We start from the raw sequence: 23,618 nt of genomic DNA, 5'->3' as shown, positions 1-23,618 counted from the left end.
GTCTCTTCTAGGGTTCGGGCCGCAGGCTTCTGAACCCGTCCTCACTCCAGACCACCGCTTCGTAGCAGCGCCGCAGATTGGTGCCGCCGCAGTCGCTGCCGTGAACCGCCAGCAGCAGGATTGGCTGACCGTTCCAGTCGACGATCCGCCAGGCTTTGGCGAGAAACGCGCTCGCGGCACCGTCGACGACCACCGTAACCGTACAGCCGCCGGTGCCGCAGAACAGCGACGCCGCAGACGAGCAGGTGAACGCGCGGCTGTCGACGATCTCTTCCGGCTCGCCGTCACCCGTCAGGTCCGCCGGGACAATCGCGTTTTCGCCCAGCGTCAGCGTGCCGCCTTCGAAAGACCGGCAGTCGGCCCGGGCCTGCGCGATGACGTCTTCGGCGGTATCGGCGGCCAGGGCCGGCAGAGGCAGCCAGAGAGCCGCGCCGATCATAAGAGCTCCCAACCTTTGCATCTCTGTTCCCCTAATCCGTCGGCAACCGCCCTTGAAGATAGAGCAGCCAGACAGCCGGGCCAGAGCGAACGATCGGACAGCCGCTCTCATTCTTGACCAAGCTGCGATGGCGCATGGGCGGCTTTGGGTCAGCAGATCGCGGAGATCGGCCTTAGCATATCACCCGTGTAAACGGGTTTCCTTGGGTATGGGCGGGGATGCAGTGCTCACGGGCGGTGATCGAGTAGACCACTATGTCGGGTGGGACGCCGAAAGTCGTACTCGTAATGCCGTGATTCGCCCAGCGAACGAAAACACTATCGTGGTCGTCGGAAGGTGTCTTGCGGACAAGTGGGCTGTTTTCCCAGGCGGCCTGAAGGCTCTTGCCCGGCCATTCCTCTGCCTCGTTCCAGTCTGGATAGATGGCCTCGAAGAGGTTCGACAGAGCCGTGAAAGCCCTTTTGCTCTCTTCCTTGGAATGATTGACGACCGGCACGGTTATGACAAGGGAATGGAGCTGCTCACCCCGACCTGCCAACACGGCCCAAAATGGGAGCATCTTGTCGTACAACAGCCAAACCGTACCTTCCGCTTTCAGGCGTCGTTCTGTTTCGCCCCAGCGCTTCTCAAAGCGTTTCAGCTCTTCCGGGTTCGATGCGAGAGCCGTTCGCTTGTCGCTCACATACTCGTCAAGCGTTTGAAGCGTCGGGCGGTCAATACCGGATCCTTCGGAGAGTGAGCGAACAAGTTGCGATCTCTCCAGCGGCAGCCATTTTTCGAGCGAATCACCGGATTCGGCCAGCGCCATAGTGGCCGGAGCGGCAAGAAGAAGCGGAGTGACCAGCGCCACAGCGATAGCCCTTATCATCCGCGGCAGTTCTGGCATTTTCGAGGACCTTCGTGTGTGGGCCGTCAAATCAATCCGACACCCTGCCCGACGATACGCTTCAGATCTAGGCGAAGCCATGATGCAAAGCAGCCGGGATGTTCGGTCTGACCTGATACGTGCTGGGGCACTTTAGGGAATTCAAGGGGCCGGCGCCGTCCGCTCCTAGCCGCCGTAGCTTTGGACCAGGCTGCCGGCGACCATGTACCAGCCGTCGACTAGCACGAAGAAGATCAGCTTGAAGGGCAGGGAGATCATCACCGGTGGCAGCATCATCATGCCCATGGACATGAGGATGGAGGCCACCACCATGTCGATGATGAGGAAGGGCAGGAAGAGCAGGAAGCCGATCTCGAAGGCGCGGCGCAGCTCGCTGATCATGAAGGCCGGGATGAGGGCGCGCATGGGCGTCGCCTCCGGGTCCTCCACCGCCTCGGTATCCGTCAGATCGAGGAACAGCCGCAGGTCCGATTCGCGGACGTGGCGCAGCATGAAGTCGCGCACCGGCGCCTGCGCGCGGTCGAGCGCCTCGAATTCCGTGATCTCCTCGGCGATCAGGGGCTCCAGTGCTTCATCGTAGACCGCCTCCAGGGTCGGCATCATCACAAAGGCGGTGAGGAACAGCGCCAGGCTGACGATGACCGAGTTGGGCGGTGTCTGCTGCAGGCCGATGGCGGTCCGCAGGAACGACAGGACGACCACGATCCGGGTGAAGGAGGTCATCATCACCAGGATCGAGGGGGCCAGGGAGAGGATGGTGATGAGAGCGATCAACTGGATGATGCGCCCCGTCATCGTCCCGGTGGTCTCGCTGCCGAGGTCGAGGGTAAGGGCCTGGGCGAGCGTCGGCTCCGGCAACAGGAGAACCAGCATCGCTGTCGCAATCGACGCAAGGCCGGCGGTCCGGCGGACGGCGGCGCTCACGATGCGGCTCCGCGCAGCTTTGCCGCGAACCGGGCAAGCGGGCTGCCTGGGGCTGCGTCCGTATCGGCATTCGCATCTGGTGCGGATGGCCGACCCGCCACGCGGTCCCGGCTGGCGGGCGGGGCGGGAATCGCGCTTTCGATCAGCAGGTCGCTGCCGTGACCCAGCAGGACCAGATGCTCGCGGTCGTCGCGGCGCAGCAGGACGAGCTTGCGCTTGGCGTCGATCGGGCGCACCTCGATCAGGTCGAGGCGTCGCGGACCGGTCGATTTGCTGACGGCCAGGCGGTCGCCGAGGCCGGAACGGCGCACCAGCGCCGCCAGACCGGCGATCAGGACGAGCACGAAGCCCAGGGCCAGGAAGAAGCGGAAATACTCCGCAAGATCCATCCGAAGTCTCCGGCAACTGCTCTAAGCGTTCAAGTCTGGGCGCTCAGGGCTTTTTGGTTTTCTGGGTGGCGTAGGCGGAAAGCGCACGGCGGCGTTCGCTCGCGGCGCCCAGCAGCTGAGCCAGCTCGCCCAGACCGGCGCGCAGGTTTTCGCCCAGATAGTTGATTTCCTCGAGCAGGCCGATAAGCCGCGGCCGCAGATCCCGGGTCTGCTCCCGCGGGAGCGCCTCGATCGAGCTGCAGAGCCAGCGGACATCCTCCTCGATGGGTGTCAGATCGACGATGGAGCCCTTGGCCAGGGTCTGCCGGGCCGATCTCAGCCGCGCCGCCAGGGCGCCGACTTCCGATTCGATGATGCCGGGTTCGATGACGCCCGGCTGGGCAAGCTGGTTTCCGGTCATTGGCGGTTCTCCTCGTCTGTGGACCTCGCCCCAGGGTCTTTGTCGGTCTGATGGTCGCCGTCGGTCTGGTAGAGGTAGCGCAGGATCTCGGCGACCCCTGCGAGGGCGGCGAGCGGGATCTCGCTCTCGACTTCGACGACCGAGAGGATTTCCGCAAGATCGCTGTCCTTGCGCACCTTGATGCCCCGCTCAAAGGCAATCTGGAGGATCTGTTCGGCGACGGCGCCGCGGCCGGAGGCGGTTACCTTCGGTGCACCGCGCGGTGTGCAGCCGGGCGCGGCCATGCGCTCAAGCGCATCTGCGCTGACGTTTTCCAGGGCGATCGCAAGGCCCGCCGGCTCGGCGACGGCAGAGCCTGCGGCGCGCGCGCCTGCGCGGGCCTTTGCCTGCTCCGATAGCCGGTTTGTTGTCACGCCGCGGTCCGCCTCGCTGATCCTTGGTCCGCCCGCTCCCGCCCTGTTGGTTTTGGCGTGGCCGGAGGGGGCCGCGGGGTTTCCCCCGCAGGTTCAGCAATGGTGACCGATCATGCTTAATGATTGGTTAGAAGATATGCCAAATTCGCGAAAAAACCCGAACAACTTGAGCGGGTTAGGAACCGGTTTCCGTCTTCGTCGTGGAGGAGGGCGGCACCGGCGGGCTGCCGGCGTCGCGGATTGCATCGGCCAGGGCCTCGCTGCCGACCGCCGCGGCGGCCCGGTTTTCTTCCTGGATACGCTCGAAGATTTCGCGCCGCAGCACCGTGGCTGAGCTTGGGAAGGTAAACCCCAGCTTGATCGACTTGCCGCGGATATCGACCACGGTCACCTCGATGTCATCGTTTATGATGACGGACTCGCCGATTTTGCGTGTCAGATAAAGCATCGCCCTTTCGGCTCCCCGGCCCCCCGACCATGGTTAATGGATACAATTTAGCGCGTTTTACGGATTCTTAACAAGGCAGGCTTGATCATAGAGGCTAGACGCCTGTGGAACCGGGGGTTTCCTAGGGTACCGCCACTTGTCGATGCTGGCACGGGGACGTCATGGACGGGAAACCTGGACTCTTCAGTTTGCTCGCCAAACGGATGGATTGGCTGGGTCAGCGCCAGAAGGTGCTGGCGCAGAACATCGCCAATGCCGATACCCCCGACTTCAAGCCGCATGACCTGAAACCGCAGGAATTTCGTCGGCTGATTGAACGCCAGGCGATGCCGATGCTGCGGCCAGAGGCGACACGGGCCGGACATATCCAGAGCTCCAGCCTCGGCGACAGCCATCGCAGCGCCGAGCAGAAGGAGCGCTACGAGACGGCACCCTCCGGCAATGCCGTGGTGATCGAAGAGCAACTCGTGAAAGTCGCGCAGACGCAGAACGACTTCAACGCCATCACCAATCTCTACCGCAAGCAGGTGGCGATGATGAAGATGGCGCTGCGCGGGCGCGCCCAGTAGCGGCGATCCTTGAGCGAGAGCAGGAGGCCTGAGCGACGTGGATCTGGACAAGTCCCTCAACATCTCGGCAGCGGGCATGCGTGCGCAGGGCTCGCGCCTGCGGGTTATTGCCGAGAACATCGCGAACTCCAACTCGACGGCCCAGGTGCCGGGCGGCGAGCCTTATCGCCGCAAGCTGGTCACCTTCGAGAACGTGCTCGACCGGGCGCTCGGCGTCGAGACCGTCCGCGTCGACTCCATTGTCAACGACCGTGGCTCCTTCGGGCGCCGCTTCGAGCCCGGCCATCCGGCCGCCGACGAGGCCGGCTATGTCCTGACGCCCAACGTGAACACCCTGATGGAGATGGCCGATATGCGCGAGGCGCAGCGCAGCTACGAGGCCAACCTGAAGGTGATCGAATCCTCGCGCGCCATGCTGCAGAAGACCATCGACATCCTACGCTAAGCATCATCCATTCATCGCGCCGCCAGGAAGGCGGCGTCGACAGCCAGGACGGCCACCGGGGGGCAGTGCAGACGCCCTTAAGGAGTGAGCCATGATTACCAATCCCAGTGGTGCCATCCAAGCCTACGACAAGATGCTGCGGCAGGGCGGCACGGCCGGCCTGGAGGCACGCGACCAGGGCGGTGCAGACTTCTCTTCGATGCTGCAGCGCGCCGCGGAGCGCGCCGCCGACACCCTGCTGGAGGGCGAAAGCCAGTCGCTGCAGGCCGCCGCCGGCACCGCCGACCTGACCGAAGTGGTGATGGCCGTCTCGAAGGCGGAGATGACCCTGGAGACGGTGGTGACGCTGCGCGACAAGGTCGTCCAGGCCTACCAGGAAATCCTTCGGATGCCGATCTAGGGCGGCGCGACGGTCTTCGGACGGCGCGTCCGATCCGTCCAAGGGGGTTCACCGGATGAACGGCACCGAAGCCATTGAGATCGGCCGCGAGACGATATACGTCATGCTCAAGGTCGGCGCGCCGGTCATGCTGATGGCCTTGGCCGTCGGTCTGATCATCGCGCTCTTTCAGGCCCTGACGTCGATCCAGGAGATGACGCTGACCTTCGTGCCGAAGATCATCGTGATCTTCGTTGGCGTCATGCTGCTTCTGCCGTTCATGCTCACCAGCCTGACCACTTTCTCGCAGACGCTTTTCGACCGCATGGTCGCGCTCGGATAGGCTGCCGTGCTGGCCGAGCTCTTACCCAACCAGATCTTTGCGCTGCTGCTGATCTTCACCCGGATCGGCACCGCCCTCATGCTGTTGCCCGGCTACGGCGAAAGCTATATCTCGACCCGGATCCGCCTCCTGCTGGCGCTGGTTACCGCGGTGGTGATCCACCCCGCGATCGCCCCCGGCCTTCCGCCGCTGCCGGACAGCGCGGCGGCGCTTCTGCTGCTGGTCTTCGGCGAGGCCTTCATCGGCCTGTTCCTGGGGTCGCTGTCGCGCCTTCTGATGGCCGCGCTGTCCATCGGCGGCATGATCATCGCGACGATAACCGGCCTGGCCAATGCCCTGACCAACGACCCGACGGCGGCGCAGCAGGGCTCCATCGCCGGATCGTTCCTTTCCACCCTGGCACTGCTGATCATCCTGGTGCTGGACCTGCACCACCTGTTGCTGCGCGGTGTGATCGACAGCTATCAGCTCTTTCAGCCCGGGGCGCCGATCTTTGTCGGCGACATTTCGGAAATGATCTCCCGGGTCGTTGCCAAGGCCTTCCTGCTCGGTTTTCAGATTTCGTCGCCGTTCATCGCCGTCGGCCTGATCTTCAATCTGGGCCTTGGCCTGCTGGCGCGGCTGATGCCGCAGATGCAGGTTTTCTTCATCGCCATTCCGCTGCAGATCCTCGTCGGAATGGCGATCCTGATGATCGCCCTGCCGGCGATCATGGGCTGGTTCCTGACCGGATTCCAGGAAATGACCCTGCCGTTCGTCGGGCTGCCCTAGGAGACCCGGGCGATGGCCGGCGAAGACGACGATTCACAAAAAACAGAGGAACCGACAGGCAAACGCCTGAGCGATGCGCGCGAGAAGGGCCAGGTCGCCCGCTCGCAGGAGGTCTCGCACTGGTTCATGATCCTGGCGCTGGCCATCGTCGTCGGTCTGTTCTCGGAATCCATGATGTCGGATATCGGCGGCTTGATGCGTCCCTACCTGGAGCAGCCGCACCGCCTCTCGCTCGACAACGGATTGCTGCAGGAGGTTCTCAGCGGCACCGCTCTCGACATCCTTCGGGTGGCCGCCATCCCGCTGGCCATTATCGTGCTGGCCGGTCTTCTGGCCGGAACCATCCAGAACGGAGTCATCGTAACCGCCGAGCAGATCAAACCGAAGCTCTCGAACATCGGCTTCAAGCGCGGCTTCAAGAAGATGTTCTCCAGCCGGGCCCTGACCGATTTCGCGAAAGGTCTGCTGAAGCTGGCGATCGTCAGCACGGTGGTGGGGCTGATGGTCTGGCCCGACCGCAACATGGTCCTGGACATGCCGACCATGGAGGTGCAGGACCTGCTGGTTTTGGTGCGCCTGGAGGCCGTGAAGGTCGTGATCGGCGTGCTGTCGGTCATGACCATCGTCGCGCTGATCGACGTGCTCTACCAGCGCTACCAGCACCACAAAGAGCTGCGCATGACCAAGCAGCAGGTGAAGGACGAGCACAAGCAGACCGAAGGCGATCCGATGATCAAGGGGCGCCTGCGGCAGATCCGCGCCGAGCGGGCGCGCAAGCGCATGATGGCAGCGGTGCCCGAGGCCGACGTGGTGGTCACCAACCCGACCCACTTTGCCGTGGCCCTGAAATACGACCAGGCGACGATGGAGGCGCCAAAGGTCCTGGCCAAAGGCGCCGACAACATCGCCCTCAAGATCCGCGAGGTGGCCGAGGAGAACGACATCCCCATTGTCGAAAACCCGCCGGTGGCCCGCGCCCTGCATGCCTCCGTCGAAGTCGACCAGGAAATCCCGCCCGAGCATTACAAGGCCGTGGCCGAGATCATCGGCTACGTCATGAAGCTGCGCCGCGGACTGAACCGCCGGCCGCGTTGAGCGCTTTGCGCGGCTTGCCGCGCCCGGCCATTCCCCTACGCCGGCGCCATGGTCCTTGCCGAAGACTCGGCCGCTGTGGTTAATCTTGGTTAACCATTGGCGGCTAGGATCGCGCGTATGGCTGAGGACTGTCCGAAAAGCCCTGCACCGGAATCGTTTGAACGGCCCGGGTGCAGCAGGGACCGGGGAGGGGATCGCTAGTGCTGGACCTGCTTTTCTTCGTCCTGGGCGGGCTCCTGGGCGCGCTGGCCGGCGCCGTCGGCGCCTGGTACCGGCTGCGCCGCCGCAGTCTCTGCAGTGCGGTTTTCGCCGCCGTGCCGAAACCCTGGCAGGTGGTCTCGGCGGAGGGGAAGAGCCTGCTCGCCAATCCGGCCCTGGAGGACTTCTTCGGCGGTGCCCCAAGGCCCATCCCAGCGCTGCTCGCCGAGCAGGTGCGCGACGATCCGGAGGCGAGCCAGCAGCTGCGCAGCCTGGAGGAGCAGGCCCGCAGCGGGTTCGCCGGGCAATGCGAAATTCGCGTGCCGGCCGCCGGTCGGGACCCTCGGGACGACGCCGGGCCGGCAGGGGAATCTCCAGAGGGACCCTCACAGGGCCCCTCACAGGGCCCCTCACAGGGCCCCTCACAGAGCCCCTCACAGAGCCCCTCACAGAGCTCTGGCGGTGCCTACGACTGGCGTTTCGTCGCGGCCTATCCACTGCCGGAGCATCCCGGATGCGTCTATTGGATGGTGGACGACATCACGCCGCGCCGTCAGATGGAACAGATCATGCGCCAGGAGCAGGAGCGCTTCGTCGACCTCCTGGAGAACGCACCGGTCGGCTTCTACTCCTGCGACGCGCAGGGCCGCTTCCTCTTCGCCAACCATACCCTCTGCGAGTGGCTGGGACTCGCTCAGAACGATCTGGAGCAGGGCCGCATCCGGCTGCACGACGTGGTGCAGGGCGGGCCTCTGACAGGCGCTTCGCCCTTCGATCCCTTCGGCGACGACGGCCGGTCGCAGGGCGAAGTGATCCTGAAGGGTGCCGGGGGGCAGGGATTTCGCGCCGCCATACGTCAGGACGTGGTGCGCGATCAGGATGGGAAGGTTCTGCGCACGCGCTCGGTGGTCCGCGACCTCTCGCGTGAAGAGGCGATGGCCGCGGCGCTTGAGCAGTCGGAGCGCCGCTTCGAGCAGCTCTTCGCCAAGGCGCCGGCCGGCATTGCCCTGATCGATCCGGAAGGGATGATTCAGGAGTGCAACGACGCCTTCGGCCGACTGATCGGCAAGCCGGCGACCGGTCAGCACGGGGTTTCGATTTTCGAGCTGCTGGCGGAAAGCGACGTCGCGGGCCTCAGGGCCGTGCTGAGCGCCTCGGCCGGGGGCAAGGACAAGCAGTTGGCGGCTCCGCTGGAGGCCCATCTCAAAGGAGAGGAGGGGCCCGTCTGCGCGCTCTACGTGAACCGCACCGAAGCAAGCGACGGATCGCTCGACGGCTTTGTCGTCCATTTCATCGACAGCACGGAGCAGAAGAACCTGGAGCGGCAGTTCGCCCAGTCACAGAAAATGCAGGCGGTCGGCCAGCTGGCCGGCGGCATTGCCCACGACTTCAACAATCTGCTCACGGCGATGATCGGCTTCTCCGATCTGCTGCTGCTGCGCCACCGGCCGGGCGACCAGTCCTTTGCCGATATCATGCAGATCAAGCAGAACGCCAATCGCGCCGCCAATCTGGTGCGTCAGCTTCTCGCCTTTTCACGCCAGCAGACCCTGCAGCCGCGGCTGCTCAATATCACCGACATCCTGGCCGAACTCTCGCACCTGCTGCGCCGGCTGATCGGCGAGAACATCGAACTGAAAATGAGCCACGGCCGCGACCTCGGCGTGATCAAGGCCGACCAGGGCCAGCTCGAACAGGTGATCATCAACCTGGCGGTCAACGCGCGCGACGCCATGCAGGAAGGCGGCGTGCTGACGATCCGCACCGCCAACATGCAGGTCGAGGAGGAACGCAAGATCAAGGACGAGGTCATGCCGCCGGGCAGCTATGCCTTGATCGAGGTGGACGACAGCGGCTGCGGCATTCCGCCGGAGAACCTGGACCGCATCTTCGATCCCTTCTTCTCCACCAAGGAGGTCGGCGCCGGCACCGGCCTCGGTCTTTCGACCGTCTACGGGATCGTCAAGCAGACCGGCGGCTACGTCTTCGTCGAAAGCAAGCTCGATGAAGGCACCGTGTTTTCCATCTACCTTCCGCAGGCAGCCGAGGAAGAGGTGGCCGAGAGCATCGCCGATGCCGAGGCCCAGGACCGCCGTGACCTGACCGGCGCCGGCACGCTGATGCTGGTGGAGGACGAGGATGCGGTGCGCGCCTTCAGTGCCCGGGCACTGCGGAACAAGGGCTACAACGTGCTGGAGGCGAACTCCGGCGAGACCGCCCTGGAGATGCTGAACGGCGAGGGGGACCCCATCGACCTGCTGGTGACCGATGTCGTCATGCCGCGCCTGGACGGGCCCAGCCTGGTGAAGGAGGTGCGCGCCCAGCGCCCCGACCTGAAGGTCATCTTCATCTCCGGCTATGCCGAGGACAACTTCCGCAAGCGCCTCGACGAGGATGCCGGGATCCACTTCCTGCCCAAGCCCTTCAGCCTCAAGCAGCTGGCCGGGAAGGTGAAGGAAGTCCTCGGCGAATAGAGGCGGCGAATAGGGCCTGGGAATAGGGCCGGCGAGTAGAGACGGCGAGGAGAGATCGCCGCTCGGCCGTGACCAGCGGCGGCCGCGGTCGCCGCCCTGCGACAGTGGGCCTCGCACGCTGGTATGCGGTCAAGGCCATGGCGTTCACAATCTCCCGCATTTTAGGCAAATAAGTCCTAAATTTTTTTCTTTGTTCTCATTTTGGTCTTTTTCTCCTTTGGAGAATGAGAACAAATATGGTACATCAGACCCGCGTTGCAGTCGCTCGGACCCTATGAGATAAGGAAACGACTTCATGGTTCAGAACGCTTTGCGGGTGGTGGAGACAGACTCTGTGGACAAGAAAAAAGCCTTGGATTCCGCGCTCAGTCAGATCGAGCGGGCTTTTGGCAAAGGCTCGATCATGCGCCTTGGCGAGAACGAGGTGGTGGAAACCGAGGTGGTCTCGACGGGATCGCTGGGCCTCGACATCGGGCTGGGGATTGGCGGGCTGCCGCGCGGCCGCATCGTAGAGATTTACGGGCCCGAGAGTTCGGGCAAGACCACCCTGGCGTTGCATGTGGTGGCCGAGGCGCAGAAGGCCGGCGGCACCTGCGCCTTTGTCGACGCCGAGCATGCCCTCGACCCGATCTATGCCAACAAGCTGGGGGTCAACGTCGAAGAGCTGCTGATTTCCCAGCCGGATGCCGGCGAGCAGGCGCTGGAGATCGCCGACACGCTGGTGCGTTCCGGGGCGATCGACGTTCTGGTGGTGGATTCGGTGGCCGCCCTGGTGCCGCGCGCCGAACTGGAAGGCGACATGGGCGATTCCCTGCCGGGTTTGCAGGCCCGCCTCATGAGCCAGGCGTTGCGCAAGCTCACCAGCTCGATCTCCAAGTCGCAGACCCTGGTGATCTTCATCAACCAGATCCGCATGAAGATCGGCGTGATGTTCGGCAATCCGGAGACCACCACCGGCGGCCATGCCCTGAAGTTCTATTCCTCCGTGCGGCTCGACATCCGCCGCATCGGCGCCATCAAGGACAAGGACGTGGTGGTCGGCAATCAGACCCGTGTGAAGGTGGTGAAGAACAAGATGGCCCCGCCGTTCCGCGTGGTGGAATTCGACATCACCTACGGCGAGGGCATCTCCAAGACCGGCGAACTGCTCGATCTTGGGGTGCAGGCGGGCATTGTCGACAAGGCCGGCGCCTGGTTCTCCTATGACGGCCAGCGCATCGGCCAGGGGCGTGAGAACGCCAAGACCTTCCTGAAGGAGAACCCCGAGGTCGCCGCCCATATTGAACACCGGGTGCGGGAGAATGCAGGTCTGGTGTCCGCGGCCATGCTCGAAGGCGGGCCCGAGGGCGAAGGCGCCGCCGAGGGCGGAGCGGTGAGCGAAGGGGCCGCCTCTTCCTGATCCTCATCTTCAGCCGCTTCGCGGCGGGGGAGGCGGTCGGTCAAGGCCGCCAGCCAAAGAACCCGCCAAAGAATTGGCATCCGTAAAAGAAACCGCATCCGTACGGAAAACGGGCCCCTTCTCGGGGCCCGTTTGCTTCTGATCTGCGATGCCGCTTCTATTCTGCGGCTTCTGTTTCGCGATGTTGGCGCGGATCCACAACGCCTGCCCGGCCGGTCGCTGCGGGCGGTTTCCTATCGCACCTTGGCGTAGCCTGCGGTGAAGCCCTGAAGAGAGAACGGCACGTTGATGGCCCCGCCGGTGCTGGACTGCACCGTGACCGTCGCCTCGTTGCCGGCCCTGAAGGCATTCACAAGGGTGTCGCTCAGGGGCATGTAGGCCCGACAGCCGTCGCGCCGGCAGACCTCGAAGGACTGCGTCGAGATCTCGCGGCCATCCACGCTCACCCGGATGCCGTTGGCCAGCGGTATGCCAAGGGGCATTGCCACCAGCATCGAATGCTGCGGGTTGGCGCGGAACTGCCCGATGGTCACGATCAGGATCGGCTGCTGTGAATTGGGCTCGAGAAAGCGCTGCGAGATGAAGCAGGCACCCGGCTCTGCCGCCGCCTGATCATCGGCGACGGCGCAGATCAACTGCCAGCGGCCAAAGGTCTCGCCCGTCGGCTCCAGCCGCTGTTGCGGCGGCGGTGTCCCGGGGGCCAGGCCCGGCCCCTGCTGCTGGGCCCCGGCGGCGGTCGGCAGCGCGGACAGCGTTGCGAGCATGACCAGGGCGAGCGCCAGGGTGCGGGGCAACCTGGCCTTCTTCGGGTGGGAAGCTGCGTCGGGGACAGGCGAGGACACGGCTGCCGCAGCATCCGGATGCGGCCGGCGGAAACCGCCAAGAACGAAGTGCAAAGCCATGAGGGCGGGCGTTCTCCTGTGGCATGGTACTGAACCCGGCGCAGGGTGATGCCGGGTAAACTTCCCTTCACATAATCGGACAGCGGCGAAAATGCCAGCGCTAAGCCTGGGGCGTCGCGGTATCTTGAGCCTGGCGGCGGGTCTTGGACGGGCGGGCTTTCGGTGGACAGGTCCGGAGGGCCGCGCTACAACGCCCTGCCCTGCGGCCGCGGCGGCGGGCTCTCCCGCTAAATCCTGGAGAAGTTCTAACTTGAGGTGCAAGCCTCTGAAGAATAAATATAGACTATGAGCACTGGCAACGAAATCCGGACGGCGTTTCTGGACTATTTCGGGCGCAACGGCCACGAGATCGTCGACTCCTCGCCGCTGGTCCCCCGCAACGACCCGACGCTGCTGTTCACTGCCGCCGGCATGGTGCAGTTCAAGAACGTCTTCACCGGTAACGAGACGCGTCCCTACAGCCGTGCGGTCACCTCGCAGAAGTGCCTCAGGGCGGGGGGCAAGCACAACGATCTGGAGAACGTCGGCTACACGGCCCGCCACCATACCTTCTTCGAGATGCTGGGGAACTTTTCCTTCGGCGATTACTTCAAGGATCTGGCCATCGAACTGGCCTGGAACCTGTTGACCAAGGAGTTCGGCCTGCCGCACGAGCGTCTGCTGGTGACGGTCTACGCCGAGGACGACCAGGCCGCGGAACTCTGGAAGAAGATCGCCGGCCTGCCGGAAGACCGCATCCTGCGTATTGCGACCTCGGACAACTTCTGGGCGATGGGCGATACCGGGCCCTGCGGTCCCTGTTCGGAGATTTTCTACGACCACGGCGAACACCTTCCCGGCGGCCCGCCGGGCAGCCCCGACGAGGACGGCGACCGCTTCGTCGAGATCTGGAACCTGGTCTTCATGCAGTACGAGCAGCTCGATGCCGAGACCCGCAACGACCTGCCCAAGCCGTCGATCGACACCGGCATGGGGCTGGAGCGGATCTCCGCCGTGCTGCAGGGCAAGCACGACAATTACGACACCGATCTGCTGCGCGCGATCATCGAGGCTTCGGCGGAGTACTCCGGTCGGGCGGCTGACGGCGAGCATGCGGTTTCGCATCGGGTCATCGCCGACCACTTGCGCGCCAGCGCCTTTCTGGTCGCCGACGGTGTGCTGCCCTCCAACGAGGGGCGCGGCTACGTGCTGCGCCGGATCATGCGCCGCGGCATGCGCCATGCGCATCTGCTAGGCTGCAAGGACCCGCTGATGTGGCGGCTGGTGCCGTCTCTGGTATCCATGATGGGCGTCGCCTTTCCCGAGCTGGCGCGCGCCGATGCCCTGATCACCGAGACGCTGAAGCTGGAGGAGACCCGCTTCAAGGACACGCTGGGGCGCGGCCTGAAGCTGCTGGAAGAGGAAACCGACAAGCTGGCCGCCGAGGGCGCGTTGGACGGCGAGGTCGCCTTCAAACTCTATGACACTTATGGTTTTCCGCTGGATCTGACCCAGGACATCCTGCGCGGCCAGGGCCGCAGCGTCGACACCGCCGGCTTCGATGCCGCCATGGAGCGCCAGCGGGCTGCGGCGCGCAAGGCCTGGGCCGGGTCGGGCGAGGCGGCGACCGAGACCCTCTGGTTCGAACTGCGCGAGCGCCTGGGCGCGACCGAGTTCCTCGGCTACGGGACGGAGGCCGCCGAAGGGCAGGTGGTCGCCTTGATCGTGGACGGCCAGGAGGTTACCGAGGTTTCTGCCGGCCAGAACGTTCAGTTGCTGGTCAACCAGACGCCCTTTTATGGCGAGTCCGGCGGGCAGGAAGGGGATCGGGGCGCCATCTTCAGCGCGGCCGGCGGCGAATTGCATGTCAGCGATACCCAGAAGAAGCTGGGCGACCTTCACGTGCACATCGGCACCATGGCCCATGGCAGCCTGAAGGTGGGCGATGCAGTCGAACTGCGGGTCGATGGAGAGCGGCGCAAGGGCCTGCGGATTCATCACTCCGCCACCCACCTCCTGCACGAAGCGCTGCGGCGTCGCCTGGGCGACCATGTCACCCAGAAAGGCTCTCTTGTCGCCGAGGACCGGTTGCGCTTCGACATCAGCCATCCCAAGCCGATGACGGCAGAGGACGTGCAGGCTGTCGAGGCCGAAGTCAACGCCCGCATTCGCGAAAACGCAGCCGTCGAAACCCGCTTCATGACCCCCGACGAGGCGATCGAGGCCGGCGCCCTGGCGCTCTTCGGCGAGAAGTACGGCGACGAGGTGCGGGTTCTCTCCATGGGCGGCGAAGATGCGGCCAAAGGCGGGCGGCAGTTCTCCACAGAACTCTGCGGCGGCACCCATGTCGTCCGCACCGGCGATATCGGCTACTTCAAGGTTACCGGGGAGTCGGCCCTGGCTTCAGGAGTGCGGCGGATCGAGGCCCTGGCCGGCGAAGCGGCGGCGTCCCACGCGGCCGGGCAGGCTTCCGCCCTGGCTGAGGCGGCCGCCCTGATGAAGGTGACGCCGGAGAATCTCAACGACCGCATCGAGGCGCTGCTGGAAGAGCGCAAGCGCTTGGACCGCGAGGTCGGCGACCTGCGGCGCAAGCTCGCCACGGGCGGCGGCGCTGCGAACGGCGACACCCGCGAGATTGCCGGCTTGAAGTTCGCGGCCCGGGTGCTGGAGGGCATTCCGCCGAAGGACCTGAAGCCCATGGCTGACGATCTGAAGAAGCAGATCGGCTCCGGCGTCGTGGTTCTGGTTGCCGTCAACGACGGCAAGGCTTCGCTGGTGGTCGGCGTGACCGACGATGCCACCGCCAAGGCGAGCGCGGTGGATCTCGTGAAGGTCGGCTCGGCGGCTCTGGGTGGCAAGGGCGGCGGCGGCCGGCCGGACATGGCCCAGGCCGGTGGCCCCGACGGCGCCGCCGCGGCCGAGGCCGTCACGGCGATCGAAGCGGCGCTCGCTGCCGGTTAGAGCAGATCCGATTCAGTCCGGCGCGCCGGGCTTTGGCGGGTACGCCGCTTGGGACGGCGCTGTGGCGCTGTCGTTTTGCCCGGCTTCGGAAACCACATGCACTTCCCGCTGCGGGAAGGGGATGGTGAAGCCCGCCGCTTCCAGGGTCAGCTTCGAGGCCTTCGTCAGATCGAAGAGCAGGGGCCAGTAGTCGTCCTTGCCGCACCAGCAGCGCAGGTTCAGGGTCACGGCGCTGTCGGCGAGGCTGTGCACCAGCACCTGCGGGGCCGGATCGGCCAGGACCCTTGCGTCGCCGGCCATGAGGCCCATGAGGACATCCTGGCCGCGGGCGATATCGTCGCCGTAGCTGATGCCCACCTGCAGATCCAGGCGCCGGGTCGGCAGGCGGCTGTAGTTCATGATGGAGGCGTTCCACAGACGGGCGTTCGGCACAGAGCGGTAAACACCGTCGAAAGTGGTGAGCTGGGTCACGAAGAGGCCGATCTCCTCCACCGTGCCGGCCTGGCCCTCGGCATCGATGTAGTCGCCGACCTGAAAGGGGCGCAGGAACAGCAGCATCATCCCGGCGGCGATGTTCTGCAGCGTGCCCTGCAAGGCCAGGCCGATGGCGATGCCGGCGGCGCCCAGCATTGCGATGATGCTGGTGGTCTGCACGCCGAACTGCGCCAACACGGCGACGAAAACGATGATGAGGACCGCATAGCGCACGGTGCTGGCGATCACCGGGCGCAGTGTGCGGTCCATGCGGGGGGTGCGGTCCAGGACCCGCAGAACCGTGTTGCGCGCCCAGCCCGCCAGTATCCAGCCGACCGCCAGCAGGACGATCCCGGCCAGCAGGTCCCAGGCGTAATTGAGCAGCTGGTCGCCCAGCCTGCTCAAGCTTTCGATCTGTGCTGCGTCCAACTCCATGGAAGGAATCCGCTCAGGCCGCGGTGACGCATGCCGTCAGGTTGACGGCGCGCCCGTCAGTCGACGTCGGCGGCGACCCGCAGGGTGATGATCTTGTCGGGATCGCGCACTGTGCCACTCTGGTCACCGCGCGGCGCCTTCTTGATCAGGTCGACGTATTCCATGCCTTCGGTCACACGGCCCCAGACCGTGTACTGCTTGTCGAGGAAACGCGCCGGGGCAAAGGTGATGAAGAACTGGCTGTTGCCGCTGTCGGGACTCTGGGACCGCGCCATGCCGACCACGCCACGCTCAAAAGGCTCTGCCGAGAACTCGGCAGGCAGGTCGGGTAGGTCGGAGCCGCCGCGACCGGTTCCGGTCGGATCGCCGGTCTGCGCCATGAAACCGTCGATCACCCGGTGGAAGACGATGCCGTCATAAAACTCGCGGCGGACGAGGGTCTTGATCTGCTCGACGTGCTGGGGCGCCAAATCGGGCAGCATCTCGATGCGCACCACCCCGTCTTTCAGTTCCATGACCAGGGTATTCTCAGGGTCCGACTGGGCGCCGGCATCGTTGCTTGCAAGGGTCATGGCGAGAATTCCAATCGCGAGAAGTGAAAGAAACGATTTCATTGCAAAAGCTCCAGCGCGCAGGGTTTCGGCAGGCTAGCTCATGGCCTTTTGCAGGTTTTCATCCAGCTTGTCCATGAATTCGTCGGTTGTCATCCACTTCTGATCGGGGTCGATCAGCAAAGCCAGATCCTTGGTCATGGATCCGGATTCCACGGTTTCGATGCAGACGCGCTCCAGGTCGCCTGCGAACTTCACCACCTCCGGCGTCTCGTCGAAGGTACCGCGGAAGTGCAGGCCGCGTGTCCAGGCGAAGATCGAGGCGATGGGGTTGGTCGAGGTGGGTTTGCCCTGCTGGTGCAGCCTGTAGTGCCGGGTCACCGTGCCGTGCGCCGCCTCGGCCTCGATGGTCTTGCCGTCGGGGGTCATGAGCACCGAGGTCATGAGACCGAGCGAACCGAAACCCTGGGCCACGGTATCGGACTGCACGTCGCCGTCGTAGTTCTTGCAGGCCCAGACATAGCCGCCGGACCACTTCATGGCGGCGGCCACCATGTCGTCGATCAGACGATGCTCATAGTGGATGCCCTTGGCCTCGAAGGCCTCCTTGAATTCCTTGTCGAAGGTCTCCTGGAAGATGTCCTTGAAGCGCCCGTCGTAGACTTTGAGGATGGTGTTCTTGGTCGAGAGGTAGACCGGCCAGCCCAGGTTCAGGCCGTAGTTGAGGCAGGCTCGGGCAAAGCCGCGGATCGACTCGTCGAGGTTGTACATGCCGATTGCAACCCCGGCCTCCGGGAAGTCGAAGATGTCGTAGGTGGTCGGTTCCCCACCGTCGGCGGGCTGGAAGGTCATGGTCAACTTGCCGGCGCCGGGCACCTTGAAGTCGGTGGCCCGGTACTGGTCGCCGAAGGCGTGGCGGCCGATGACGATCGGCTGGGTCCAGCCCGGCACCAGGCGCGGGACATTGCTGATGATGATGGGCTGGCGGAAGATGGTGCCGCCGACAATGTTGCGGATCGTGCCGTTGGGCGAACGCCACATCTTCTTCAGCCCGAACTCCTCCACCCGCGCCTCGTCCGGCGTGATGGTCGCGCACTTCACGCCGACGCGGTGTTCTTTGATGGCATTGGCGGAATCGATGGTGATCTGATCGTTGGTCTCGTCGCGCTTCTGGACGGAGAGGTCGTAGTACTTCAGATCGACGTCGAGGTAAGGCAGGATCAACTTGGTCTTGATCTTCTCCCAGATGATGCGTGTCATCTCGTCGCCGTCGAGTTCGACGATCGGGTTTTTCACCTTGATTTTGCCCATCTGGAATCTCCGGAGGTACTGATGGTGGGAAGAAGGCCCGCCGGCTGCCTGGGAAGGCTGGCGCGTTGCGCCGCAACATAGCAGGCTGTCCGCAGGGTGCAAGGGAGCCGCGGTTGCCTTGCAGTCCGGCGCCCGGAGGGCCCGCCGGGCGGCGCCCCTGACCGGCTACATCTGCTCGATCTTGTCGGGTATTGCGGGGCTGGGCGCCTTTGCCGCGGTGTCCAGGACCGCTTCCACACTGTCGACGACCTGGAACAAGCCGTCGGTGGGGCCGCGGAGATAGCCTTCTTCGATCTGGTGATCGATGAGGCGCAGCAAGGGGTCCCAGTAACCGTCGAGGTTGACCAGCAGGATCGGCTTGTCGTGCAGCTTCAACTGCCGCCAGGTGATGATCTCGAAGGTTTCGTCCAGGGTGCCGAGGCCGCCGGGCAGGGCGCAGAAGGCATCGGCCCGTTCGGCCATCAACTGCTTGCGGCTGTGCATGGAATCGACCACCAGGTATTCGCTGGCATTGCGCAGGCCCACCTCAAGAGCCTCCAGGTGGTGGGGGATGATCGCCACGACCCGTCCGCCGGCCGCCAGGGCTCCTTCTGCCACCGCGCCCATCAGCCCGACGCGCCCGCCGCCGAAGACGATGTCGACGCCGCTCTCGCCGGCCAGCCGCCCCAGCTTTCGGGCGGCTTCGAGGTGGCTTTCGCGGACCCGTCCGGAAGAGCCGCAGTAGACGCAGAGCGCGGTGAGTTTCGTCATCACAAACCCGTTATCGACTGGGGACACAGAATGGCACAATTGAATTTGCCCCCTGATGCGGTAGTGTGACGCTGCGTCACAACCGCGTGATCGCCTTCTAGCACAGCCCGGCGGCCGGCCGCCAGTAATGGCCGCTTGCCGCGTTTGGTGAAGGGAGGCCAAGTCACCTGCGCCGCTCGCAGGACGCAACACAGAGGCCCAGGGATAAAGCGGGCCGGGGAAAAACAAGCAAGGAGCAGATCAAGATGCTACGAAAGTCGATTCTCGCAGCAGGCGTTTGCGCAGTTGCCGCAGGCGCCCTGCTGATGTCGAACAGCGTGGTGCAGACCTCCCATGCGAGCGACCTGCTGGTTGCCGACGCCCATGAAATGGCGGCGGTCAAGCAGCGCCAACAAACGATGAAGGACGTTGGCGGCAATATGAAAATCATCGCGGAGTTCGTGAAGGCCTCCAAGGGCACGGCGGCCGAAGCCTCGGCGGCGGCGGCCAAGATTGGCGAACTGGCCACGTCGATCCCCGAGATCTTCGAGGTCAAGGCGACGCTTGAGGAAATGGATACTGTCGGTAAGAACCGGTCAAAACCGGAAATCTGGTCCGACTGGGACGGCTTCCTCGAGCGCGGCAAGGTGTTGGAGGATGAGGCCGCGAAGATGGCTGCTGTGCTCAACAGCGGAGATGCCGGCACCATCCAGGCCCAGTTCGCGACCTTTGGGAAAGAGGGGTGTGGCGGCTGCCATACGACCTATCGCGGACCCGAGACCTAAACTTCAAGATCGGGCTTCAAGAAGCCGAGCTAAGGGACGGCGGGTGCGGAGCGACCGTGCCCGCCGTCACCGCGCGAACGCGAGTCTCAACCGCGACGGTTTGTGAGCATGATCCATAGCGCAGGTAGAGTGCGGGCGCTGCTGCGCCGCTTGGCGTATGGGGCAGTCTGGGGCGTAGCGGCTGTCTGGTCGGCGCCGGTGGCCGGGCAGTCCGCCGAGGCACCGGCGGTTTCGGCGGAAGACGCCTCAGACGCAGGTGCAGTGCCGGACGATGCCGTTCAAAGAGGCGCTTATGTGTTCCGCGCGGCCGGTTGCTACAGCTGCCACACCGACACCAAGGGGGGCGGGGCGCCCCTGGCCGGTGGCCGCGCCCTGGAAACACCCTTCGGGACGTTCTACAGCCCGAACATCACGCCGCATCCGGTCTACGGCATCGGCGCCTGGAGCGACGAGGACTTTCAGGCCGCCCTGCGTCACGGCGTATCGCCGGACGGCGATCCCTATTACCCCTCGTTTCCCTATACGTCCTATACCGGGATGAGCGACGGAGATATCGCCGACCTGCAAGCCTACCTCTTCGCGCAGGAACCCGCGGAAACCCAGAACAAGCCGCACGACCTTAACTTCCCCTACAATCTGCGTTTCACGCTGGGGCTCTGGAAGACCATGTTCTTCGAGGCCGGTGCCTACCAGGAAGACGCTCAGCAGGACGCGGCCTGGAACCGGGGGGCCTATCTCACCCGCCACCTCGGGCATTGCGGCGAGTGCCACAGCCCGCGCGGGTTCCTCGGCGCCGTCGACGACAGCCTCGAACTGGCCGGCAACCCGAAAGGGCCGGACGGTGGCAGGGTTCCGAACCTGACTCCCGCGGAGGGCGGCCTCGCGGGCTGGAGCGAATCCGACATCGCGAGCGCCCTCAAAATCGGCATCACACCGGAGGGCGACTTCCTCAGCGACTCCATGGGGGAGGTGATCGAGCACGGCACAAGTCACCTCAGCGACGAGGACCTGACGGCAATAGCCATTTATCTCAAGAGCTTGCAGCCCATAAGCGGACCTTGATCCTAAGCCGGCCGGCATTGCGCCCCTGATCCCCGCGTACTAGGCTGTTTTGCGGGGATAGGAGGCTAGGAGTTTGAAAAAGCTCGTAATCGGTCTGGGGGCGGTCGCCATCGCGGCGGCGGCCCTGGTGGGATACTTGCAGTTCGGTGGCGAGGACGATGCCCGGATCGTTTCCGACTCTGCAACTCCCTCTGCAACTCCCTCTGCGGCTCCCTCTGCGGCTCCCTCTGCGGCTCCCTCTGCGGCTCCCTCTGCGGCTCCCTCTGCGGCTCCCTCTGCGGCTTCGCGCGACACTGCCGGATCGGAGACCGCCGCGCGCCCGGACGCAGCGCCTTCGGAAAGCCCGGTTCCGTCAACGCCCGCCAGCGACGATGCCGCCACAGCCGGCGACGGGGCCGGCGTGGTACCGGCAGGGCCGTCGGTCAAGCGCCGTCAGGAGGCCGCCCTGCCGGCTGCGGACGGGGATGCGGCGACGGACAGCACGGCCCCGACCTTCGATGTCGTGCGTGTGGAGCCCAGCGGCGAGGCGGTGATCGCCGGGCGCGCCGAACCCAACAGCGAGGTGAAGGTCACGCTCGGCGCCGACGGCACGGTGGGCACCACGAAAGCCGACGGCAGTGGTGCCTGGGCGATCGTGGCGGAGCAACCGCTGGCGCCGGGCAGCCATGAGATCGGGATCGAGGCCAAGGCGCCTGACGGCCGCAAGCGGCTCTCCGAAGACCTTGTCGTCGTCATGGTGCCGAAGACGCAGCCGGCCCCGCCTTCGGCCGAGGCCGGCGGAGCCGCCGGACCGGAGTCTCGAGAGACGGCCGGTACAGCCGCGAGCGCGGAGCCGCCGGTATTGGCGGTTCTCACGCCGAGAGGCGGCGGTGCCAGCAAGGTGCTGCCGCAGCAGCCTGAGGAAGGTATCGCCGTCGGCGGCCTGGTTCTGGATTCCGTCGACTACGACGAGAGCGGCCGGGCCATCCTCGGGGGGCGGGCCGCGCCGGGTGCGCGGATGCTTGTCTATCTCAACAACAGGCCCATCGGCGAGGCGGTCGCCGACGGCGAAGGGCGCTGGGCCTTGTCTCCGGCATCGCCGATTCTGGAAGGTCTGCATGATCTGCGCGTCGATCAGCTGGCGGACGACGGATCTGTGATCGCGCGGGTTGAAACACCGTTTTCGCGCGAGCCGGCACGGCAGATCGCCCAGGGCGACGACTATGTCATCGTGCAGCCCGGAAACTCTCTCTGGCGCATTGCCCGGCGCACCTACGGCCAGGGCCTGCGCTATTCGGTCATCTACCAAGCCAATGCAGACCAGATCCGCGATCCGGACCTGATCTATCCGGGCCAGGTCTTTGCCCTTCCCAGAGCGAACTGAGAGCGTGTGAACCGGATGCGCGTGGACCGATGACGCCCGATCCGGCGGCAGGTGAGAAGGGGGAGCGGTCCGCTTGACCGTCAGGGCGCGGCTTGGTCTTGCGCCGCTTCGTCCTCGACGACCGGCTGGCCCTCGATGGACCGCTGATCCTCGCTGGGCGGCGGTCGGCGAATGGCGACAGCCTCGCCCAGAAGATCGAGGTAGGGTTTGAGCGCTGCAACCAGGTAGGCCGCCGTCGCGATCACGTTGACCGCTGTGCGCGGCGCAGGCGGCGCCATTTCGGCTTTCAGAACCATGTCCTGTTGATCCGAAAGCAGGATCTGGCCGCAGCCAAGGCGATCCGTGGCGGCCATCACCGAACGGGCCAGCTGCCGTCCTTCCGGCGATTCGGCCGTGTAGGGCAGCTTACCGAGGTTGGCTTCCAGGCGCAGGGGGGCGGAGCGGTCGGCCAGGTCCGCATCGAAGCGAACGCCGCAGGCCGTAAATGCAAAATGCAGAGGCTGGTCAGGGTCGCGGCGGCTGATATGGCCGTCGTCACCCAGCGCAATAGACCCGACCTCGAGTGGCAGCGCGGCATCGGCCACCGATTTGACAGCCGACTTCGCATCGTCCTTCGAGGTCGTGGATTCGCTTGGCTCGTTCCCCGGGGCGTCCAAGGCACTCTCTCCCGCATCAACAGCCCGCAAGGCTAACAGTTCGGCTTTAACGATCGGTAAAGCACCAGTTTCGCTGTTTTTTCCGCTGTCTGAGGGGCGGCCGCTGGTCTATTACTGCTGTAGGGATATGGACTGGGGGCAGGACGACCGCGTGTTCAGAAGCGTATTGGTACCAATCCACCGGGCCGGATGGCCTTTCATCGCCGCAGCACTGGCCGTCGCGATTCTGCTGGGCCTGTTGTGGGAGCCGCTGTTCTGGCTCGGTCTTCTGGCCGTCGCCTTCTGCACCTACTTCTTCCGCAATCCGCCGCGGGTGACGCCGACGCGAACGGGTCTGGTGATTGCCCCGGCGGACGGCCTCGTGCAGATGATCGAGAAAGCGGTGCCGCCGCCGGAACTGGAGATGGGGGCAGAACCGCTCACGCGGATCTCGATCTTCCTCAACGTCTTCAACGTTCACATCAACAGGGTGCCGGTGGACGGCAGGATTTCGGCGTTGGCCTATCGACCGGGCAAGTTCCTCAATGCAGCGCTGGACAAGGCTTCCGTCGACAATGAACGGATGTCGTTGAAAGTCACGACCTTCGACGGGATTGATATCGCCTTCGTGCAGATTGCAGGTCTGGTTGCGCGGCGCATCGTCTGCGATGTCTCGGAGGACCAGCCGGTGCGCGCCGGGCAGATATTCGGCCTGATCCGCTTCGGCAGCCGTATGGACGTTTACCTGCCGGAAGGCACGGCGCCCTTGGTGTCGCTCTATCAGACGACAATTGCCGGCGAGACCGTTCTGGCCGACCTGCAGTCCGACGAGCCCGCGCGCCAAGGCGAGGAGCGCTAG

At 64.9% G+C, this 23,618-nt stretch carries 26 protein-coding genes; 13 read left to right on the top strand and 13 right to left on the bottom strand.

Going from position 1 to position 23,618, the window contains the following annotated elements; all coding sequences use genetic code 11:
• Nucleotides 1-7 precede the first annotated feature (7 nt).
• The 7 genes from ACO06P_RS04485 to csrA form a co-directional block, all read right to left on the bottom strand.
• On the bottom strand, nucleotides 8-439 hold the full coding sequence (locus ACO06P_RS04485) for a hypothetical protein (RefSeq protein ID WP_420348808.1): 432 nt from the start codon (nucleotides 437-439) through the stop codon (nucleotides 8-10).
• A 172-nt stretch (nucleotides 440-611) separates the two neighbouring features.
• Nucleotides 612-1,325 (bottom strand): hypothetical protein, encoded by a 714-nt coding sequence (locus ACO06P_RS04480; RefSeq protein ID WP_420348807.1) that lies wholly within the window; start codon nucleotides 1,323-1,325, stop codon nucleotides 612-614.
• Nucleotides 1,326-1,490: 165 nt separating this feature from the next.
• A complete protein-coding gene (gene fliP / locus ACO06P_RS04475; protein WP_420349697.1) occupies nucleotides 1,491-2,198 on the bottom strand; it encodes a flagellar type III secretion system pore protein FliP in 708 nt (235 codons plus the stop codon).
• Between the two features lie 47 nt (nucleotides 2,199-2,245).
• Nucleotides 2,246-2,638: a hypothetical protein gene (locus tag ACO06P_RS04470; RefSeq protein WP_420348806.1), complete on the bottom strand. Its 393-nt coding sequence runs from the start codon at nucleotides 2,636-2,638 to the stop codon at nucleotides 2,246-2,248.
• A gap of 43 nt (nucleotides 2,639-2,681) precedes the next feature.
• On the bottom strand, nucleotides 2,682-3,038 hold the full coding sequence (locus ACO06P_RS04465; protein ID WP_420348805.1) for a hypothetical protein: 357 nt from the start codon (nucleotides 3,036-3,038) through the stop codon (nucleotides 2,682-2,684).
• Nucleotides 3,035-3,451, bottom strand: a complete 417-nt coding sequence (locus ACO06P_RS04460; RefSeq protein ID WP_420348804.1) for an EscU/YscU/HrcU family type III secretion system export apparatus switch protein — start codon at nucleotides 3,449-3,451, stop codon at nucleotides 3,035-3,037. The genes ACO06P_RS04465 and ACO06P_RS04460 overlap by 4 nt, the downstream gene beginning before the upstream one ends.
• 175 nt (nucleotides 3,452-3,626) lie before the next feature.
• Complete coding sequence (gene csrA, locus ACO06P_RS04455) at nucleotides 3,627-3,899, bottom strand: carbon storage regulator CsrA (protein WP_420348803.1); 273 nt, start codon at nucleotides 3,897-3,899, stop codon at nucleotides 3,627-3,629.
• Nucleotides 3,900-4,060: 161 nt separating this feature from the next.
• Here csrA and flgB point away from each other — a divergent pair, with 161 nt between their 5' ends.
• From flgB to recA, 8 genes are all read left to right on the top strand, one after another.
• Nucleotides 4,061-4,468 carry a flagellar basal body rod protein FlgB gene (flgB, locus tag ACO06P_RS04450; protein ID WP_420348802.1) on the top strand — a complete coding sequence of 136 codons (408 nt, stop codon included), beginning with the start codon at nucleotides 4,061-4,063 and terminating at the stop codon, nucleotides 4,466-4,468.
• Nucleotides 4,469-4,505: 37 nt separating this feature from the next.
• The gene (gene flgC / locus ACO06P_RS04445; protein WP_420348801.1) at nucleotides 4,506-4,913 is read left to right on the top strand and encodes a flagellar basal body rod protein FlgC; all 408 of its coding nucleotides are present in this window, start codon (nucleotides 4,506-4,508) and stop codon (nucleotides 4,911-4,913) included.
• Nucleotides 4,914-5,004: 91 nt separating this feature from the next.
• Entirely contained in the window at nucleotides 5,005-5,313 is a 309-nt protein-coding gene (gene fliE, locus ACO06P_RS04440; protein ID WP_420348800.1) for a flagellar hook-basal body complex protein FliE, read from the top strand.
• Nucleotides 5,314-5,368: 55 nt separating this feature from the next.
• Nucleotides 5,369-5,635 carry a flagellar biosynthesis protein FliQ gene (gene fliQ / locus ACO06P_RS04435; RefSeq protein ID WP_420348799.1) on the top strand — a complete coding sequence of 89 codons (267 nt, stop codon included), beginning with the start codon at nucleotides 5,369-5,371 and terminating at the stop codon, nucleotides 5,633-5,635.
• A gap of 6 nt (nucleotides 5,636-5,641) precedes the next feature.
• Nucleotides 5,642-6,406, top strand: a complete 765-nt coding sequence (gene fliR / locus ACO06P_RS04430; protein WP_420348798.1) for a flagellar biosynthetic protein FliR — start codon at nucleotides 5,642-5,644, stop codon at nucleotides 6,404-6,406.
• A 12-nt stretch (nucleotides 6,407-6,418) separates the two neighbouring features.
• Nucleotides 6,419-7,501 (top strand): flagellar biosynthesis protein FlhB, encoded by a 1,083-nt coding sequence (gene flhB / locus ACO06P_RS04425; RefSeq protein WP_420348797.1) that lies wholly within the window; start codon nucleotides 6,419-6,421, stop codon nucleotides 7,499-7,501.
• 200 nt (nucleotides 7,502-7,701) lie between these two features.
• On the top strand, nucleotides 7,702-10,173 hold the full coding sequence (locus ACO06P_RS04420; protein WP_420348796.1) for an ATP-binding protein: 2,472 nt from the start codon (nucleotides 7,702-7,704) through the stop codon (nucleotides 10,171-10,173).
• A 295-nt stretch (nucleotides 10,174-10,468) separates the two neighbouring features.
• Nucleotides 10,469-11,572 (top strand): recombinase RecA, encoded by a 1,104-nt coding sequence (gene recA / locus ACO06P_RS04415; protein ID WP_420348795.1) that lies wholly within the window; start codon nucleotides 10,469-10,471, stop codon nucleotides 11,570-11,572.
• 233 nt (nucleotides 11,573-11,805) lie between these two features.
• Here recA and ACO06P_RS04410 read toward each other — a convergent pair whose 3' ends face one another.
• Nucleotides 11,806-12,366 carry an invasion associated locus B family protein gene (locus ACO06P_RS04410; RefSeq protein ID WP_420348794.1) on the bottom strand — a complete coding sequence of 187 codons (561 nt, stop codon included), beginning with the start codon at nucleotides 12,364-12,366 and terminating at the stop codon, nucleotides 11,806-11,808.
• 393 nt (nucleotides 12,367-12,759) lie between these two features.
• Here ACO06P_RS04410 and alaS point away from each other — a divergent pair, with 393 nt between their 5' ends.
• Entirely contained in the window at nucleotides 12,760-15,414 is a 2,655-nt protein-coding gene (gene alaS / locus ACO06P_RS04405) for an alanine--tRNA ligase (protein ID WP_420348793.1), read from the top strand.
• A 12-nt stretch (nucleotides 15,415-15,426) separates the two neighbouring features.
• On the opposite strand, the gene ACO06P_RS04400 is transcribed toward alaS, so the two are convergent.
• From ACO06P_RS04400 to ACO06P_RS04385, 4 genes are all read right to left on the bottom strand, one after another.
• The gene (locus ACO06P_RS04400; RefSeq protein WP_420348792.1) at nucleotides 15,427-16,323 is read right to left on the bottom strand and encodes a mechanosensitive ion channel family protein; all 897 of its coding nucleotides are present in this window, start codon (nucleotides 16,321-16,323) and stop codon (nucleotides 15,427-15,429) included.
• A gap of 56 nt (nucleotides 16,324-16,379) precedes the next feature.
• Nucleotides 16,380-16,895, bottom strand: a complete 516-nt coding sequence (locus tag ACO06P_RS04395) for a peptidylprolyl isomerase (RefSeq protein WP_420348791.1) — start codon at nucleotides 16,893-16,895, stop codon at nucleotides 16,380-16,382.
• 75 nt (nucleotides 16,896-16,970) lie between these two features.
• The gene (locus ACO06P_RS04390; protein WP_420348790.1) at nucleotides 16,971-18,185 is read right to left on the bottom strand and encodes an NADP-dependent isocitrate dehydrogenase; all 1,215 of its coding nucleotides are present in this window, start codon (nucleotides 18,183-18,185) and stop codon (nucleotides 16,971-16,973) included.
• A gap of 165 nt (nucleotides 18,186-18,350) precedes the next feature.
• The gene (locus ACO06P_RS04385) at nucleotides 18,351-18,935 is read right to left on the bottom strand and encodes a TIGR00730 family Rossman fold protein (RefSeq protein WP_420348789.1); all 585 of its coding nucleotides are present in this window, start codon (nucleotides 18,933-18,935) and stop codon (nucleotides 18,351-18,353) included.
• 245 nt (nucleotides 18,936-19,180) lie between these two features.
• Between ACO06P_RS04385 and ACO06P_RS04380 the strand changes: the two genes are divergently transcribed.
• From ACO06P_RS04380 to ACO06P_RS04370, 3 genes are all read left to right on the top strand, one after another.
• A complete protein-coding gene (locus ACO06P_RS04380; RefSeq protein WP_420348788.1) occupies nucleotides 19,181-19,699 on the top strand; it encodes a c-type cytochrome in 519 nt (172 codons plus the stop codon).
• 108 nt (nucleotides 19,700-19,807) lie between these two features.
• Nucleotides 19,808-20,761, top strand: coding sequence for a c-type cytochrome (locus tag ACO06P_RS04375; RefSeq protein ID WP_420348787.1), 954 nt, complete (start codon nucleotides 19,808-19,810; stop codon nucleotides 20,759-20,761).
• Nucleotides 20,762-20,834: 73 nt separating this feature from the next.
• Nucleotides 20,835-22,124, top strand: a complete 1,290-nt coding sequence (locus ACO06P_RS04370) for a LysM peptidoglycan-binding domain-containing protein (protein WP_421938173.1) — start codon at nucleotides 20,835-20,837, stop codon at nucleotides 22,122-22,124.
• Between the two features lie 80 nt (nucleotides 22,125-22,204).
• On the opposite strand, the gene ACO06P_RS04365 is transcribed toward ACO06P_RS04370, so the two are convergent.
• Nucleotides 22,205-22,708, bottom strand: coding sequence for a hypothetical protein (locus tag ACO06P_RS04365; RefSeq protein ID WP_420348785.1), 504 nt, complete (start codon nucleotides 22,706-22,708; stop codon nucleotides 22,205-22,207).
• Nucleotides 22,709-22,712: 4 nt separating this feature from the next.
• On the opposite strand from ACO06P_RS04365, the gene ACO06P_RS04360 reads away from it, so the two are divergent.
• Nucleotides 22,713-23,618 (top strand): phosphatidylserine decarboxylase, encoded by a 906-nt coding sequence (locus ACO06P_RS04360; RefSeq protein ID WP_420348784.1) that lies wholly within the window; start codon nucleotides 22,713-22,715, stop codon nucleotides 23,616-23,618.

The sequence above is a fragment of the Pelagibius sp. genome (assembly GCF_965227505.1).
Taxonomy (GTDB): domain Bacteria; phylum Pseudomonadota; class Alphaproteobacteria; order Kiloniellales; family Kiloniellaceae; genus Pelagibius.
This window is presented reverse-complemented; position numbering and strand designations above follow the sequence as displayed.